The sequence below is a fragment of the Paenibacillus sp. ov031 genome (assembly GCF_900143165.1).
In the GTDB taxonomy this organism is placed as follows: domain Bacteria; phylum Bacillota; class Bacilli; order Paenibacillales; family Paenibacillaceae; genus Paenibacillus; species Paenibacillus marchantiae.
Window position 1 is genome coordinate 171,347 of sequence record NZ_FRDO01000004.1, and the last position, 16,460, is coordinate 187,806.

16 protein-coding genes and 1 other annotated feature are annotated in these 16,460 nt (G+C 48.8%); of the genes, 1 reads left to right on the top strand and 15 read right to left on the bottom strand.

The genetic code is table 11. The features are described 5' to 3' along the window. Window positions 1–65: 65 nt before the first annotated feature. Window positions 66–911 (top strand): late competence protein ComER, encoded by an 846-nt coding sequence (gene comER / locus BUA17_RS18280; protein WP_063567276.1) that lies wholly within the window; start codon window positions 66–68, stop codon window positions 909–911. Here comER and leuS read toward each other — a convergent pair. The 15 genes from leuS to spoVAE all read right to left on the bottom strand — a co-directional run bounded on the left by leuS (window position 892) and on the right by spoVAE (window position 16,459). Further along, entirely contained in the window at window positions 892–3,336 is a 2,445-nt protein-coding gene (gene leuS, locus BUA17_RS18285) for a leucine--tRNA ligase (RefSeq protein WP_063567275.1), read from the bottom strand. The genes comER and leuS overlap by 20 nt on opposite strands. Window positions 3,337–3,407: 71 nt before the next feature. Continuing rightward, window positions 3,408–3,674, bottom strand: a binding site (T-box leader). A 98-nt stretch (window positions 3,675–3,772) separates the two neighbouring features. Next, window positions 3,773–4,729: a phosphotransferase family protein gene (locus tag BUA17_RS18290; protein ID WP_072734520.1), complete on the bottom strand. Its 957-nt coding sequence runs from the start codon at window positions 4,727–4,729 to the stop codon at window positions 3,773–3,775. Between the two features lie 178 nt (window positions 4,730–4,907). Further along, window positions 4,908–5,678, bottom strand: coding sequence for a class I SAM-dependent DNA methyltransferase (locus BUA17_RS18295; protein WP_063567273.1), 771 nt, complete (start codon window positions 5,676–5,678; stop codon window positions 4,908–4,910). Between the two features lie 139 nt (window positions 5,679–5,817). Further along, a complete protein-coding gene (locus tag BUA17_RS18300; protein ID WP_072734521.1) occupies window positions 5,818–6,723 on the bottom strand; it encodes a CvfB family protein in 906 nt (301 codons plus the stop codon). Further along, window positions 6,720–7,067: a ribosome silencing factor gene (gene rsfS, locus BUA17_RS18305; protein WP_072734522.1), complete on the bottom strand. Its 348-nt coding sequence runs from the start codon at window positions 7,065–7,067 to the stop codon at window positions 6,720–6,722. Before rsfS ends, BUA17_RS18300 begins: the two co-directional genes overlap by 4 nt. Before the next feature lie 22 nt (window positions 7,068–7,089). Beyond that, window positions 7,090–7,656, bottom strand: coding sequence for a bis(5'-nucleosyl)-tetraphosphatase (symmetrical) YqeK (yqeK, locus tag BUA17_RS18310; protein WP_072734523.1), 567 nt, complete (start codon window positions 7,654–7,656; stop codon window positions 7,090–7,092). Continuing rightward, window positions 7,640–8,230: a nicotinate-nucleotide adenylyltransferase gene (locus BUA17_RS18315; protein WP_072734524.1), complete on the bottom strand. Its 591-nt coding sequence runs from the start codon at window positions 8,228–8,230 to the stop codon at window positions 7,640–7,642. The genes yqeK and BUA17_RS18315 overlap by 17 nt, the downstream gene beginning before the upstream one ends. A gap of 15 nt (window positions 8,231–8,245) precedes the next feature. Continuing rightward, the gene (gene yhbY, locus BUA17_RS18320; RefSeq protein ID WP_063567269.1) at window positions 8,246–8,539 is read right to left on the bottom strand and encodes a ribosome assembly RNA-binding protein YhbY; all 294 of its coding nucleotides are present in this window, start codon (window positions 8,537–8,539) and stop codon (window positions 8,246–8,248) included. 278 nt (window positions 8,540–8,817) lie between these two features. Beyond that, window positions 8,818–9,681 (bottom strand): shikimate dehydrogenase, encoded by an 864-nt coding sequence (gene aroE, locus BUA17_RS18325; protein ID WP_072734525.1) that lies wholly within the window; start codon window positions 9,679–9,681, stop codon window positions 8,818–8,820. Window positions 9,682–9,722: 41 nt separating this feature from the next. Further along, window positions 9,723–10,850: a ribosome biogenesis GTPase YqeH gene (gene yqeH / locus BUA17_RS18330; protein WP_024628522.1), complete on the bottom strand. Its 1,128-nt coding sequence runs from the start codon at window positions 10,848–10,850 to the stop codon at window positions 9,723–9,725. Further along, complete coding sequence (locus BUA17_RS18335) at window positions 10,847–11,374, bottom strand: YqeG family HAD IIIA-type phosphatase (protein ID WP_064636329.1); 528 nt, start codon at window positions 11,372–11,374, stop codon at window positions 10,847–10,849. The genes yqeH and BUA17_RS18335 overlap by 4 nt, the downstream gene beginning before the upstream one ends. A 109-nt stretch (window positions 11,375–11,483) precedes the next feature. Beyond that, window positions 11,484–13,697, bottom strand: a complete 2,214-nt coding sequence (locus tag BUA17_RS18340) for a transglutaminase TgpA family protein (protein WP_072734526.1) — start codon at window positions 13,695–13,697, stop codon at window positions 11,484–11,486. Further along, window positions 13,694–14,941 (bottom strand): DUF58 domain-containing protein, encoded by a 1,248-nt coding sequence (locus BUA17_RS18345; protein ID WP_090809897.1) that lies wholly within the window; start codon window positions 14,939–14,941, stop codon window positions 13,694–13,696. The genes BUA17_RS18340 and BUA17_RS18345 overlap by 4 nt, the downstream gene beginning before the upstream one ends. Before the next feature lie 3 nt (window positions 14,942–14,944). Next, window positions 14,945–15,901, bottom strand: coding sequence for an AAA family ATPase (locus BUA17_RS18350; protein WP_063567266.1), 957 nt, complete (start codon window positions 15,899–15,901; stop codon window positions 14,945–14,947). Between the two features lie 207 nt (window positions 15,902–16,108). After that, window positions 16,109–16,459, bottom strand: coding sequence for a stage V sporulation protein AE (spoVAE, locus tag BUA17_RS18355; RefSeq protein ID WP_053781314.1), 351 nt, complete (start codon window positions 16,457–16,459; stop codon window positions 16,109–16,111). Between the last annotated feature and the right edge of the window lies 1 nt (window position 16,460).

Sequence of the window (16,460 nt, forward strand, 5' to 3'; positions counted from 1 at the left end):
CTGACGCATACACTAGAGGGAAAGAACTGCGCCATTACCGTAAAGCATGAAAGGAGGCCTGAACAATGAAGGTTGGATTTATCGGAACCGGCAGCATGGGCAGCCTGCTGATCTATGCCTTGATTCAATCCGGTGCACTTGAGCCACGGCAGATCGCCGCCAGCAATAGAACCCCTTCCAAAGTACGGCAGCTATCCCTCCGTTACCCCGGTCTGCATGAATCACAGAGCAACCGGGAAACCGTCATCCGCAGCAATATCATCTTTTTGTGCGTGAAGCCACTTGAATTCAAACATGTCATTGACGACATCCTGCCTGTCGTGAATCCCAATCATATAATCGTCTCGATCACCAGTCCCGTGCAGCTGCGCCATCTGGAATCTTCACTTCCTTGCAAAGTCTCCAAAGTTATCCCCAGCGTTACGCACCAGGTCGGCAGCGGAGCGTCCCTGTGTATACACGGTGAGCGAATGACTACCGAAGACCGCGCGGTGCTGGAAGGGCTGCTCAGTCATATCGGCAGACCCTATCAAGTGGATGAAGCCTGTACCCGGATCACATCCGACTTCTCCAGCTGCGGACCTGCATTCATATCGTTCTTTCTGGAGCAATGGATTGAGAGTGCCGTCAAGCTTACAGGCATCAAACGAGCCGACGCCTGCGCCCTTGCCGGCGAGATGCTCCTGGGAACAGGCAAGCTGCTCACCGAAGGAGGATACACCCCGCAAGAACTTCAGGCTCGCGTGGCTGTACCTGGCGGCATCACCGCACAGGCACTTGCCCTGCTAAAGGTCAGTCTGAATGGGGTTTTTGACAGCCTGATCCAGACGACTCATGACAAATATGATGAAGATTTGTTGAAGCTGGATGAACTATTCAAAGCCGGTGAGATTAACCGGCAACAATATTAACGAGTTTGCCTGGAACGGCAATGACCTTGCGAATGGTCTTGCCTTCCAGTGCCTGTTTCACAGGTGCCAGTTCCATTGTAAAGTCCTGCATGCCCTGTGCGTCCAGATCCTTCGCGATCGTAGCACGGGTTACAATTTTGCCATTCACTTGAACAACAATCTCCACTTCGGCGTCCACCGTCATGGACTCATCATACTCAGGCCAAGCTACGTAAGAGATTCCACCTTCATGACCGAGACGGCTCCACAGCTCCTCTGCCATATGCGGTGCCAGCGGTGACAACAGCTGTACAAAGTTCTCCATTGCTTCACGCGGCAGCGTATCTGCTTTGTACGCATCGTTGATGAAGATCATCAACTGGCTGATCGCTGTGTTGAAACGCAGATGTTCCATATCCTCTGTAACCTTTTTGATTGTCTTGTGTGCAGTCCGCTTGAACTCATCGGTTCCACCATCTGCTGTGATCTTGTCATTAATTGCACCTGTATCTTCATTGATGAACAGACGCCATACACGTGACAGGAAGCGGTGCATGCCCTCAACCCCGTTAGCGTTCCATGGTTTTGTCGCCTCCAGAGGCCCCATGAACATTTCATACAGACGCAATGTATCTGCACCGAATTCATTGACGATCTCATCCGGGTTAATAACATTACCACGGGATTTACTCATCTTCTCATTGTTGGTTCCCAGGATCATACCTTGGTTGACCAGTTTGTGGAACGGCTCTTTGGTATGCACCACACCCAGATCATACAGCACTTTATGCCAGAAACGAGCGTACAGCAAGTGAAGCACCGCGTGCTCTGCTCCCCCGATATACAGATCAACTGGCAGCCATTGCTGCTGTTTCTCCTGAGAGATCAGTTCCTTGTCATTGTGTGGATCAATAAAGCGCAGGTAATACCAGCAGCTACCGGCCCATTGTGGCATTGTGTTCGTCTCGCGACGTGCTTTCATTCCCGTTTCCGGATCTACGGTGTTAACCCATTCCGTAACATTCGCCAGTGGTGACTCTCCAGTGCCCGAGGGTTTGATCTGGTCAATATCCGGCAGCAGCAAAGGCAGTTGATCTTCCGGCACCGTCTTCATCGTTCCGTCTTCCAGATGCAGAATCGGGATTGGTTCACCCCAGTAACGCTGACGGCTGAACAGCCAATCGCGCAGACGATAGGTTACCTTGCCTTGCCCCTTACCATTCTCTTCCAACCAGGCAATCATCTTCGCAATCGCTTCTTCGTTGTTCAATCCGTTCAGGAAATCGGAGTTCACATGCGGTCCGTCTCCGGAATACGCTTCTTGTGTCACGTCGCCACCCTGTACAACCTCGATGATGTCCAGACCAAACTGTTTTGCAAACTCCCAGTCACGAGCGTCATGTCCCGGAACGGCCATGATCGCCCCTGTGCCGTATCCAGCCAGAACATAATCGGCGATCCAGATTGGCACCTTCGCTCCGTTTACCGGATTGATTGCATAAGTTCCTGTGAACACACCCGTTTTGTCTTTAGCCAAATCAGTACGTTCCAGATCACTCTTGCGAGCAGCCTGTTCCTGATATGCCTTGATTGCTTCACGCTGTTCAGCCGTTGTAATGACTTCAACCAGCTCATGCTCTGGTGCCAATACAGCATAGCTTGCACCAAACAAAGTATCTGCACGTGTCGTAAACACTTTAATAACTTCTTCATGACCCTCAATGGCAAAAGTAACTTCCGCCCCGGTCGATTTGCCGATCCAGTTGCGCTGCATATCCTTGATACTTTCCGACCAGTCCAGCTCTTCCAAGTCTTCCAGCAAACGCTCTGCATATTCCGTAATTCTCAATACCCATTGGCGCATCGGTTTACGAACGACCGGATGTCCACCACGCTCACTCTTACCGTCGATAACTTCTTCGTTCGCCAGTACCGTTCCCAAAGCTTCGCACCAGTTCACAGGCACTTCATCTACATAAGCCAGGCCTTTATTGTACAACTGGATGAAGATCCATTGCGTCCATTTGTAATAGTCAGGGTCTGTTGTGCTGATCTCCCGATCCCAGTCATATGAGAAACCCAGTGATTTGATCTGACGACGGAAATTGTCAATATTGCGGAATGTAATATCCCGTGGATGCTCACCAGTATCCAATGCATGCTGCTCAGCAGGCAGGCCGAAAGCGTCCCAACCCATTGGATGCAATACATTGAAACCGCGCATACGTTTGAAACGGGATACGATATCCGTTGCCGTATATCCTTCCGGGTGACCTACGTGCAGGCCTGAGCCGGATGGATACGGAAACATATCTAAGGCATAAAACTTCGGTTTAGCGGGATCTTCACCCGTTTTAAACGTTTTATTGTCATCCCAGTATTGCTGCCAACTTTTCTCCATGTCTTGTGGCTTATAGCCGTGTTTCGGCTGTTGATTCTCACTCATCTATTGTTCCTCCTCTGGTTATTCGCTTTTATTGCAACAAAAAAACCTCAGCATCCCGTAGCGTTTGCAGCGCTAGGGACGAGAGGTTGAATTCCCGTGGTACCACCCTAGTTAGCGGACGATCGTGCTTCGTCATCCACTCCCTTTGGACCTGTAACGGCGGTTAACCGATGCGGATTTCCATTCCTGAACCCGAGTGTTAATCAGTCGGTTGCAAGATGGTGTAATCACCGCATTTCTCCAAGGCGAGTTCGTGAAATACTGTCAACCGACTTGCACCAAGCGCCGGCTCTCTGTCATGTACAGGATTCACTACTGATCCTTATCATCGAAATATGTATACGATATGATCGGAAACATTATATAAAAAAGAAGCATTAAAGTCAATATTACACTGTCTGTTGAGTATAAGCAATGCTATGCATCAGTATACACATTAAGACGACTGAAATCGCTTGATTCCTTCTTCTAGATTATCAATCGACCACTGAATGTGTTCCTTGTTCTCGTATTGACGATACGGACACTCGATTCTCAGCGCCAGATCAAAATACAGATCATATAAACTTCTTCTTTTTCGTTCACTGTCTGTTGTAACTGCTCTACCATATCCTTTGAGGAATCCCGGTGTATTATTAAAATGACTGAAATAGTGCTCCATTAAAGGATCTGCCCAAAGGGAACGTTCGAAATCGATAATGGCGGTGATTTTCCCCGCCTCTACAAATACATTCCCATCCCACAAATCCCAATGTACAAGCACAGGCTCTTTGACATCATCCAGCACATCCGATTTCTCTTGAATCAAACGCTCCAGTTCCTCATAACGAATCGAAAATTCCACACCCGCTGCTTTGCTATCTGCAAGCATATCATCCATTAGGCTCATGAAAGCTTCTTTCCACGTTGTATAATGCGATTTCTTTGAAGAAAAGTAACCAAACTTCTCTCCTTTAATTTCATTGATCCGACGATTGTATGCACCCAGCTGCTGCTCTATGGATTCCTGCTCTTCTGCACTGTACTGATCTTTGACTTTGTTATACGGCGTTCCTGGCATGTACTCCATAATAAAATATTCTGCCGGAACCAGGGTGAGCGATGGATCATAGGCCAATACCCGAGGAACGGGTACATCCTGAAGTTCTGCCGCGAGTCGTAGTGCTTCAACCTCAGCAACCATGACATGCTGTTCGCAGCGCATCAGCTTAATGCCATTAGAAGGAGCTATTTTGAGTACAACCTTCTGTCCGTCTTTCTTGGTAATAAAGTAAGCGTGGTTTGCCCACCCGTCAATCATCTCTTTGTATTCTTGGACACCTGTGTTAAAGTGCTGCTGCACAATTCTGTCTAATTGTTCGGAAGTAAGCCTTGTTTTGTATGTACTTTCCATTCTGCATCCCACCCAGAATTTAATTTTTCAGGATTCTACTAATTAGAAAACGTTTTCCATCCAACTATTATGGCTTCCTTTAACCCCACTGGCAATAACTTTTATTACATATAAAAAAACATTCTTATAAACAAAGAACTGCCCTTATACATCATAAGGACAGTTCTTTATCTTAATCCTATTTCACGGCTACATAGAATAGACGCTGTGCGCCTTCTCCCGCCTCTTTCCACTCAAAATCAGCATATACACGTACATCTCTGAAGCCAGCCTTCGTGAGCTCCAGCTTCATCCAGTCCGGATCATACGCACGCTGAACATGAACCTCTTCAAACCGTTGGTACATATCCTTGCCGCTCTCAGCCACACGCGAAAAGATACTTAGATGATGCTCAATCTCACACCGTTCATGATCCATATCACAGGTCCAAATATACGATACGGAGCGTTCGTCCAACACAAATGGTTGCTCCTCTTCGTATCGAATAAGGGTATTCGGATGATGTACATCGAACAGGAATGTGCCCTCCGGCTTTAGCATCTCGTAAGTACGCTGAAAGGTACGGACGATATCCTCTTTTTCAAGCAGATAATTCACGCAATCACAGAACGATATCACCGAGTCCACAGGCTCCGGCACTCTCCAGTCCCGCATATCCTGCTGCACCCAGCGGACACTGCCTTCCCGATATAAGCGGTGGCCTTGAGGCGTGGCCTCCATTTTACTGCGTGCAACAGACAGCATGTCCGCTGACAGGTCAATACCTGTAACTTCAAAGCCGGAGTTCACCAGTGGGATCGTAATTGAGCCGGTTCCACAGCCCAGTTCAGCCACACTTTTCGGCATGCCATGCCGTTCCCAAGCCGTTCTCGCAAACCTTATCCAGTCCGGATAAGGCATATCCTCCATTAATTCATCGTACACATAGGCAAATTTCCGGTAAGACATGTCAGGCACCGCACTTTCAATTTCATTTTCGAATCTCTTTTGAACAAAAGAAAAAGCAGGGGCGTCCGGAGTTCACCCAGCCTTGCCCTGCCTTTACTTGTGGATTCAAGCGTATGCTTGATCCATTCTACCCGTTTGTCTACTTGTCCTCGTTCTGATCCTGAGGTACAGACTCTGTCAGATAAGTCCAGTTTTCCTTTTGAGTTACCAGACCATCCTTCATCAGTTTGCCCAAGGCCCGCTTGAAAGCGGATTTACTGATACCAAAACGCTGCTTGATGATGTCCGGCGGGGTTGCATCCGAATACGGCATGCCGCCCGTAGGGCGCTCTTTCATGAAAGCAAGCAGTTTGTCTGCATCTTCATTGCGACCAACCTCTTTGAGAGGAGACATCGCCAGATTGACACGTCCATCTTCACGTACCATGGTTACCCGGCATTTCACCTTCTCACCTAGACGTAGCATGCGATTTCGTTCCGAGGAATGAATCATGCCAATAGCGCCAAAGCCCAGGACACCACCGTCAACAAGTACAAAAGTACCCATCTGAAGTGGCTTGTACACCGTTGCTTCAACCCATTCGTTGACCCAAGAGGTTGGCGCATGGAAAGACAATGGTGAAAGCTCACGTTCCCCAGCCAATTTCGCCCGCAAACGCCCTTGCTTGTCATGCTCCATAAGGACAAAAACTTCATCGCCTACATGAGGACGTAATTCTTCCAACTCAGGCAATTCTCGAATCGGGAGCAGCAATTGCCGCCCAAGCCCCATCTCGAGGAAACAGCCGAGGCGTGGATGGTTGTCAGCCACAACCAGACGTGCCATTTCGCCAAGGGTGAGATATGGTTTTTTCATGGTTGCCGCCAGGCGATCTTCCGTATCAAAGAACAGAAAGACCTCCAGCGTTTCTCCAATTTTAACGTCCCGTGTAAGCTCCGTATAGTGAAGCAGTACATCTTCCGATCCTGTCGTCAAAAAGTAGCCAAACGGAGACACTTCACGTGAAACCGGCAAGTTGACGACTGTTCCTGCGATCAAACTCATACCGTTTCCACCACTTTGGCATCAGACCACAGTCGTTCAATGTTGTAATACTCACGCTCGTCACGGTGGAAGATATGAACAACCACATCACCCATATCCATCAATACCCAACGTGCCGAATCCATACCTTCGATGCCTTTGATATTCACGCCGGCAGCATGCGCCTGTTTACGAATCTCTGTTGCAATCGCCTGTACCTGAGTATCGGAATTCCCGTGACAGATAACAAAATAGTCCGCTACCAGCGAGATACCAATCAGATCCAGTGCTACAATGTTGGATGCTTTTTTATCGTCAGCGGCCGCAACCGCCATATTCATAAGTTCTTTCGATGATACTGTCATGAACCAACCTCCATAATCTAATCTATAAATGTGCAATCAAGTCATTCCGCGACAACATGGTCAAAGGGTAAATGACACGGCGCTGCGAGATCAACAAGCTGATCGTTGAGTCAAAACCGGCAATTAGACCTTCTTCCAGACTGAGCTCAGCCTGTTCGCGAATATGATTTACTCCCGGGAAGTCTCTTCCCGGTTCAATATAATCCGCAAGACATACCACTTTATCCAGCAGGCTCATGCCCACTCGACCTGAGGTATGCCAGCGAATAGCATTAATAATTTCTTCATCATCAATGCCGTAGTCACGTTTGGCAACAAAAGCACCCACTTCGGAATGCCAGAGCTGCTTGTCATGCTGCAAAAGTTCTTCGTTCAAACCATTATCACGGATGACCGCTTCCATCTCGGATACGGGCCAATACTTGGCCACATCATGCAAGATTGCTGCCAAATCCGCTTTTACAGGATCAGCACCATATTTTTCAGCCAATAACACTGCCGACTCCATGACACCCAGCGTATGCTTCCAACGCTTCTCTGGCATTTGACCGGAAACTGCGCGGATCAGTTCGTCACGGCTTAGTTCCATATAAACCGCTCCTTACAATGTATTGGTGCACCTCATCAGGAATCATGAAACGTACCGAATGACCTTTGGCAAGACGTCTGCGTACGGCTGTCGATGATATGTCCACTAGGGGCATCTCAGCCAACAATACCCGATCCTGCAACGCGTCCGGCAGGTCATCCAGATGTAACTGGAATCCCGGTCTTCCCACACCGATGAAGGTTAAACGTTCGGCGAGCTCTTCGATCTGCTCCCATTTGGGAAGATAGTTCACCATATCCGCTCCAACAATGAAGTAAAATTCATGCTGCGGATAGCGGCGCCAAAGCTCCTTCATGGTATCAATGGTATAGGACACACCGCCAAGTTCCATCTCGATACCCAGCACCTCATATTGCTGCACACCTTTCACAGCCGCTTCCGTCATATCGAGACGTTGCTGTCCCGAAGCTCCGGCGCCGCGTTTGTGAGGTGGAACATGGGAAGGCATGAACCAGATCTCATCCAGTGCATGCGAATCCCTTGCCGCTTCAGCTGCCAGGAGGTGTCCCATGTGGATCGGATCAAACGTACCACCCATGATACCGATCTTCACCCGCGTCACACTCCCTTATCTAGGTAGTTCGATTTGTTTGTTATCGCGCGATTCTTTGTACAGGATGATTGTGTTACCGATGACTTGTACAAGCTCACTACCCGTTTCACGGGCAACTTCTTCGGCCATCTCTTTTCTGTCCTCGTCATTGTTGTTCAGCACTTGCACTTTCATCAATTCACGCTTCTCGATTGCATCTTCGATATGACGGAACAGATGCTCATTTGTTCCCCCTTTGCCAATTTGAAATACAGGGGTCAGATGATGTGCTTGTGAACGCAAAAACCGCTTTTGTTTACCGTTTAACATGAATACTCCATACTCCTTATGGTGAGCAAGCCTTAGCAACAGCACAATGTCTGCCCTAGGCCTGACCGTTCAATTATATTTTTACATTCATAAAACGAACTAACAAAGTTTACACAGTGTGACTACGATTGCAGTACCATCTTACGATCGCTGTTATCCCCAGATTTCTTCATTTCATTTATAAAGGGGGAAATCCGGTGATAAAGGCGAGAACTTCGTTTCTTCAGATTGGTTCTGCACTCTTAGTCATCGTGTAATCTTGTTTTCATTTTACAATATTAAAAACTGTCTAACACTGCGCGCCGCATCGTCTCCACGGGCGCCGGGATGCCGAGCCAGTGCTCGAATGCTACCGCACCTTGGTATATAAACATACCAAGACCACCATGCACAGTACATCCACGCTGCCTTGACTCGCGAAGCAGGCGTGTTTCCAGCGGATTGTAGATAAGGTCGCTTACTGCTGCACCTGCTCGAATGAGTGCAGGGTCAACAGGTACGTCATCTACATGCGGATGCATACCTGCTGCTGTCGTGTTAATCACGATATCAGCCGAAGCCAGTACCGCAGCAGCCTCTTCCATTCCACTACCTGTGATGTCACCCAGTCCATGAGCGCGCAGATCGGAAGCAAGGGCAACGGCTCTGTCGGCTGTACGGTTAAGAATACTAATCCGTTCAGGCTTCTCCAAAGCAAGAGCGTATATCACACCTCTTGCTGCTCCGCCAGCCCCCAGAACAGCGATACGTTTACCTGCGAGTTCCGGAACAGCTTCTTCCTTCAAGGAACGCACATAACCGATGCCATCCGTATTATACCCTGTCAGCTTGCCTTCTTCATTGACAATGGTGTTCACCGCGCCAATCAGGCGTGCACTTTCATCAATGACATCAAGATACTGCATCACCTGTTCTTTGTGCGGAATGGTTACATTCACACCGCGGTACCCCAGCGCCACAATGCCTCGAATGGCGGATTCCAGCTGCTCGGGACGAACATGCAGCGGCATATACATTCCATTCACTCCTGCAGCCTGCAGAGCCGCATTATGCATAGCAGGCGATTTGGAATGTGCAATGGGATCACCCATAACGCCAAGCAGGACAGGGAGTGAAGGATTTGTTTTTTTCTGTTCCGACATACTTCCGCCTCCGATCTGGTGAAAATGCTGCTGTAATTACATTAGATCAAGGATGGGCGGATCAGTACACGAATACCTTTTGGAGCATGAACAGCTACAAGCGCCCCATTCTCACCGTTAACCTTAATCCAGCCCAGTCCGGAAATGAATACATCCGACTGACTACCACGTTTGATACGGAATTCATGTCTGGTCCATTCAGGCATATCCGCTGCATCTTCACGCGTTGGTGGAGACAGTAACTCACCCAGATGGTCACGATACAAGTCGTCTGCACGTTCCAGCTTCGTCCGGTGAATATCAAGTGCAGTGCTGATAAAACAAGTGAAGGACTGACGATCTCCCTCTACAAAGTCAAAACGAGCCATGCCGCCGAAGAACAGCGTCTGACCAGAATTCAACTGATAAACAGCCGGTTTAAGCGGTTTTTCTGGCATAATGGCAGCCAGATCTTTACGGGACACAATCTCACTGAAACGCCAAGGGTATACAATTCCCGGTGTATCAATAATAGCTTTTCCATCGTCCAGTGGAATATTAACCATATCGAGCGTCGTCCCCGGATAACGGGATGTCGTGAGTTCCTGCTCGAGATCACTGTAATCACGAATCAGACGGTTAATCAGTGTGGATTTGCCCACATTAGTACCACCAACCACATATACGTCACGATCTCCGCGATACGTCCCGACAAGCTCAAGCAGTCGGTCGAAGCCCTGATTTTGCTTCGCACTGCACAGAACGACATCTACCGTACGCAAACCTTGTTCTTTGGCCTGTTTTTGCACCCAGTTGCGAACCTTGTTCCAGTTGGTTACTTTTGGAAGCAAGTCCGTTTTGTTCACGGCAAGCAATACCGGATTGTTGCCTACAAAACGCTGCAAACCAGAGATGATACTGCCATCAAAGTCAAACAGATCAACGATATGGATGACAAGTGCATCCTTATCCCCGATTTTGCTGAGCAGGGCCAAGAACTCGTCCTGATCCACTGTAACGGATGATGACTCATTGTAATTTTTAATACGGAAACAACGCTGGCAAATGACGGGTTCACGATCCAACGCTTTTTCGGGGATGAATCCTGGTAATTCCGGGTTTTCCGTTTGCAGATGCACTCCGCATCCGCTGCACCTTACGGCAATATTGCCGTTATGCGGTTCTGTCATTTCTTCTTTTCCTCCTCAAGCCATAAGCCTTTCTTGCGCAAACTCGTTAGAGCAATCCGTTCCACGCGCCGATTGAAGCGGGTCATGAAGCCTTCATCTCCAATGGAGATCGGCAATACCAGAACCGTATAGAGTCCCAGTCGATTCCCTCCATAGACATCTGTAAGCATCTGATCGCCTACCACAATCGTTTTTTCAGGAGTTAACTCCATCATCTTCATTGCTCTACGAAACGGAACATTCGATGGTTTGCGTGCACTATGCACAAACTGGATATCCAGTGGCGTCGCAAACAGGGATACACGATTCAAATTGTTATTGGACACAATCATGAGCTGGAAACCAGCCTCTTTGACACGTGCGAACCACTCAATCAGTTCGGGCGTGGCATCAGGAGCTTTCGCCCCAACGAGTGTATTGTCCAGATCAGTTATAATTCCACGGTAGCCTTGAGCGTATAGCTCTTCCAGATTAATGTCAAAAACCGTGTCTACACGCAGCTTGGGCATTAACATTTCAAACAAAGAAGTCACCTCAGTTTCATACGACACACTATATCACAAATCCGTCTTTCCTGAAAATGCATACAGCGCCTCACGGTATAGGAAAAAAGGAAAAACGGGACGGGCGACATTACGCCCGTTCCGCTTTAAGTTCCTTACGCAGCCTCGAAGCAGTTTGATAGACGGCCTTCCAATCGTCTGCAGTTACAGAAGCTGGACTATAACGAGTCTGTTCAAACTTCGCTAGAAGTTCATGCAATGTCGCTGCTGCAGCTGGTTTCAGCTGGCTCCAGCGGGTTACCGATTCACGAAGTGTCTCGTCCCCGCTTCGGGTCAATCCTTTGCGCTTCGCATAACGTATCCAGCGTTCGGTCTCTGCCACTACCTTTTGTTCAGGGGTTAGCGGTCCACCTGTCCGGAGACGAAGCACGAAGAATCGAAGCGAGAGGCGATTTCGCCAGAACATATAAGCCACCCACAATACGATGATGGCTCCCGCAACCCAGATTACAAAAGTCGGGATGCTGGATGAAGCCTGCTCAGGCGCAGGAGTCTGCTCTTCCTCTTTTACCGGTTCCTCTTCAGGTTGTTCTTCAGGCTCATCTACCGGCTGTACATCCGGTTGTTCCGTGAGCAACGGCATGTCAAAGCCCGGCGTCGCTTCAACCGGAATCCATCCATACTCGCCAAAATAAACTTCAGCCCAAGAATGCGCGTCTGCATTCGTTACAGTGTAAGTTGTCTCGATCTCAGCTCCAGGTTGGCGCGGGGCCTGCATGTCTGAATTCAGCGACAGCTGTCCAGGTGCGTACCCTTTCACCCAACGAGCGGGAATCCCTTCGGAGCGCGCCATCATAACCAGTGCAGTCGAGAAATAATCACAATACCCTTCACGAATGTCAAATAAAAATCCTTCAACAAAGTCACTACTTACTTTTCGGGATAAATCCGGATTGTTTGTGTAATCAAAATTTTGTTGTAAATAGTTTTGCAGTAATGCCACTTTTTCATACGGCGTATTTGCCGATGCTGTAATTTCAGTCGCCAGGTCCGTCACCCGATCTGGGAATCTGGATGGCAGCTGCAGGTACATATCATCTGCCGGATTGCTCGTATACAGATCATCAAAAGATTTGGTACGAAGTTCATCTTCCACAATAACTGGCGCTTCCGATACAATCGTATACGTCTTTGGATATTGCGGTTGCTGACGGTCTGTTACGACATGAAGTTCTGCCTGCTCTGGATTCCATAACATCCGGTCTGAATTTGCCTCACCATTGACAGATGTGACTTTCGAGATGGAATAGGCTCCAAAGAGGATCGGATACACGTTATCATTCAACATCGTCACTTTCTGAGTGACTTGCTTGGTGGTTACATTTCCGGGTTCATCATTCTCCAGTGCTTGTCCCGCCTCAACATCCTCTGTCGCACCTCGTCCGCGATCATCCCAGCCTGTTCCCGTATACTCTGCCCGCGTCTCACCACGCCAGTAACTGCGCTCATTGGTAGTGACAGACATGACAGGTGTATAGTCGAAGTTAAACCCTCCGCCAAGCTGGTTGTCTTCCCTGCTGTACCCTGACTCGGTAGCTGTCGGAATGTCCAGTGTGCCGTTGCCTGTCTGACTCCCCGAACTTCCGGTGTAGTTACGCCACGCGGTATAAGGATCCGTCAAGGTAGGAGGAACTTCCGGCATATTCACACTGGCTACGATAATCAAAGAGAATATGATGGCAATGTTGGCCAGAATTTTGTAGGGATTTCGGATAATTCGCTTCCACCCTTGTGGATATTGCAGTTGGAAATTACGGAAGTGCTGACATACCAGCCATCCCATTCCTGCAAACATAACCCAGGCGATTTCAATCCAGAGTGGAAACTGGGTAAAGGAGTCGAGAATTCCCATCGAGATAATGTTAATGCCCAGAAAAACGAGAATTCGGCGCGTTGTAGTCACCAGGCGCAGGGCAGCTTCAAGCATCACCCACGCGCACAGGGAGAACCAGATGTAAGGTGCCAGGTGCAGCACAAATTGCTCTGTACGCTCCATTAACGTGCCGTAAGGAATATAAACGGTGTAATCGATTAATGTCTTATGCAAAATATATACAAGGACAACCGCCTTGATTATAGTTCGTATCATTATTTTGAAAGGCAGAATCACTTCCAGAATACTGACCGCTGCGAGCGTCCACAGCACCAATGAAGTGGTCTCGGTATACCAGGATTCCTGTGTGAATGATATCCACTGCATGCCAATCAGGAAAATCCAGAGTAACGAAGCCGCATGATACCAGGACCTTCTCCCCACTGTCAGCTCTTTGCCTTTAGTACTCATACACTACCTCCCCCCATAACCGTTGGAAGCTCCTGCAAATGGGAAACGGTAAAGGATCTTGTACCTCTTCCACGCAGCATCGCATTCCACTCGGAACTCCGGCGGGAATCAGTGGGTTCAATCAGAATATGACAAGGGGTCATCCCTCGTGTGTCGGCCCATCGGAGCAGTTCGAGAACTTTTTCATCCTTCTGGGGAGAAATCACTACAAAATACGCGCCTTGAGGAAACTGACGTGACATCTTCTCAACACCGGGCAGCAGCCGATTCTCTTGGCCGTTATATTGGATATCTACCAGATGATGAATCATCTTCTGCCGCTCCATCGGACTTTCACTGGGAGCAAAAAATGATGTCTTCTCCGACAGTGTCAGCAGCCCCATACCCATTCGTTCTCTTGTTCCATACTCCAGCAGCGAGGCAGCCGTGGACACAGCCAGTTCAAAGGCCTCACCATGTTCATAGCTGCCTGACAGCGCATCCAGCACCAGAATCGTTTTCGGAACCGACTCATGTTCAAATTCCTTGGACTTCCACGTTCCCGTCTTTGCCGTTGCATTCCAGTGAATGCGGGAAAGTCGGTCGCCATAAACGTAGTCACGCACGCCGTTAATCTGGGTCGTTTCCCTGCGCGAGCGGGTCAAGGCCGTCTGTGGACCGGATAACCGTGATTTGCGATCATATAGCTGCCAGTACGGGATAAATACCGTGCGCGGCAACACCCGGAATTCCCCTTTGGCTTTGAACGTTCCCCGATGCTCGATCAGACCAAAGATGTCCTCGCTGGCACATTCCGTTTCGGAAAAGACATACTTTCCCCGCTCCAGCGGCGGGGTTTGAAAAGACAATTCACCATACCCTCGCATGCTCGGAATGAGGCTTTCTTTGAAAGACCAGGATTCGCCGTTATGCCGATGCAGCATTTCGCGCACAACCACATAAGGAAGTGGCAGAAATCCCGGGATGTTCAGACTTAACTGCACCTGTACCTGGTCACCGGCATGCAGCAGCTCTTCATGATCCTGACCAGAAGAGAGCTTGCGCACGCCATGAGTACGACGTACACCGCTAAAACCAGCAATCGCAAGGTAAATACAAATCAGAGTCACCATCGACAGCAGCATCAGGGAGGTCTTCCCGCCCTGGAACAAAACATAAGCCAAACAGCACATCCACACCGCCGCGATGCTCCATACGCGGGGGTGGCGTATTCCCCTTCTGACTGTACTCAAAAGCGGCTTCATCAATTATTGCCCCATGGAGACGGGCACTCGAACCTGTTGAAGTACGGATTTTAATACAGCCTCGGAGCTCATGCTGTCCAGTCTCGATTCGGGACGCAGCACGATCCGATGGGAGATGACATAAGGTGCCATCGTTTTCACGTCATCCGGAAGCACGTAGTCACGTTCCTGCAAAAAGGCAAAAGCCTTCACGGCCATCATAAATGAAATGGCTGCCCGCGGGCTGGCGCCCAGAAGTACGGATGGGTGGGAGCGAGTTTTGCGAACCACATCAAGCAGATAATCCATGACCGGATCACCGATGAATACTTCCTTGATTTCCTGTTGAATGGCTGATATCTGATCCATATGGGTTACGGATTCAAGCCGATCAACAGGCTGACCCGACTGATGCTGCTTCAGCAACGTTTTCTCGATATCCTTGTCGGGATAACCCAGACTTATTTTCAACATAAACCGGTCCAATTGCGCTTCCGGCAATGTGTACGTTCCTTCAAAATCGATTGGATTCTGGGTTGCACAGAGCATAAATGGATGAGGCAGATCATACGTATCACCATCTACCGTCACACTGCGCTCTTCCATGACTTCCAGCAAAGCGGACTGCGTTTTCGTAGTTGCCCGGTTAATCTCGTCTGCCAGCAAAATGTTCGTCATGACCGGACCCGGACGGAAGTAAAAGCGCTCGTCACGTGGATGGAACACGGATACCCCCGTGATGTCACTTGGTAAAATATCAGGATTACATTGAATGCGGCGGTACTCTCCGCGCATGGATTTCGATAACGCTTTAACCAACTGCGTCTTGCCTGTTCCTGGTACGTCTTCAATCAGAACGTGTCCGCCTGCAAGCAAAGCTGTGAGCAAAAGTTGAATTTCAAAGGATTTCCCCATTATGCATGATTCCAGATTAGAACGAACTGCTGATATGATTTGGATCGACTCTTTGCGCACAGGCATGTGGTCTAACCTCCTAAAAAAGCATACAGATTTCCTTTTATTGTACATGATCCAAGGGCGCGAGTACACTCGAAGGAACTCATAATTTGTTTCCAGCCGTCAGATTCACCGCAGTTATCGCATGATTACGACAAAAAGAGGCTCGGATAGAAGTTATCCGAAGCCTCTGCTGATTCCATATATAATGGCTAGCTCTGCCATGCTCTGTTACCCTTTCGGCCGAACCACCAATGCCGCGAGAAAAGAAAAGATAATCGCTGAGGAAATACCCGCCGCGGTCAAATCGAATATCCCCGTAATGACACCGATCCATCCCTCTTTCTCCAGTTCCGTCAATGCCCCGTGCACGAGGGAGTTACCAAAACTGGTAATGGGGATGGAAGCGCCTGCCCCTGCAAATTTGACGAGTGGATCATACAGCCCAAACGCATCCGCAACCGCACCAGCCACAACAAGTGTACTCATCGTATGTGCAGGAGTCAGTTTGACACCATCCATCAGAAGTTGTCCCACGACACATATCAACCCGCCAACAATAAATGCCCATAAAAACTGCATC

What these genes read in the sequence shown, in the direction of transcription:
- BUA17_RS18345 (WP_090809897.1), bottom strand. Translation starts at nt 14,941, where the DNA reads ATGAAGCCGCTTTTGAGTACAGTCAGAAGGGGAATACGCCACCCCCGC.
- spoVAE (WP_053781314.1), bottom strand. Translation starts at nt 16,459, where the DNA reads ATGCAGTTTTTATGGGCATTTATTGTTGGCGGGTTGATATGTGTCGTG.
- aroE (WP_072734525.1), bottom strand. Translation starts at nt 9,681, where the DNA reads ATGTCGGAACAGAAAAAAACAAATCCTTCACTCCCTGTCCTGCTTGGC.
- BUA17_RS18295 (WP_063567273.1), bottom strand. Translation starts at nt 5,678, where the DNA reads ATGTCTTACCGGAAATTTGCCTATGTGTACGATGAATTAATGGAGGAT.
- leuS (WP_063567275.1), bottom strand. Translation starts at nt 3,336, where the DNA reads ATGAGTGAGAATCAACAGCCGAAACACGGCTATAAGCCACAAGACATG.
- yqeK (WP_072734523.1), bottom strand. Translation starts at nt 7,656, where the DNA reads ATGGAACTAAGCCGTGACGAACTGATCCGCGCAGTTTCCGGTCAAATG.
- yqeH (WP_024628522.1), bottom strand. Translation starts at nt 10,850, where the DNA reads ATGACAGAACCGCATAACGGCAATATTGCCGTAAGGTGCAGCGGATGC.
- BUA17_RS18290 (WP_072734520.1), bottom strand. Translation starts at nt 4,729, where the DNA reads ATGGAAAGTACATACAAAACAAGGCTTACTTCCGAACAATTAGACAGA.
- rsfS (WP_072734522.1), bottom strand. Translation starts at nt 7,067, where the DNA reads ATGACAGTATCATCGAAAGAACTTATGAATATGGCGGTTGCGGCCGCT.
- comER (WP_063567276.1), top strand. Translation starts at nt 66, where the DNA reads ATGAAGGTTGGATTTATCGGAACCGGCAGCATGGGCAGCCTGCTGATC.
- yhbY (WP_063567269.1), bottom strand. Translation starts at nt 8,539, where the DNA reads ATGTTAAACGGTAAACAAAAGCGGTTTTTGCGTTCACAAGCACATCAT.
- BUA17_RS18340 (WP_072734526.1), bottom strand. Translation starts at nt 13,697, where the DNA reads ATGAGTACTAAAGGCAAAGAGCTGACAGTGGGGAGAAGGTCCTGGTAT.
- BUA17_RS18300 (WP_072734521.1), bottom strand. Translation starts at nt 6,723, where the DNA reads ATGAGTTTGATCGCAGGAACAGTCGTCAACTTGCCGGTTTCACGTGAA.
- BUA17_RS18350 (WP_063567266.1), bottom strand. Translation starts at nt 15,901, where the DNA reads ATGCCTGTGCGCAAAGAGTCGATCCAAATCATATCAGCAGTTCGTTCT.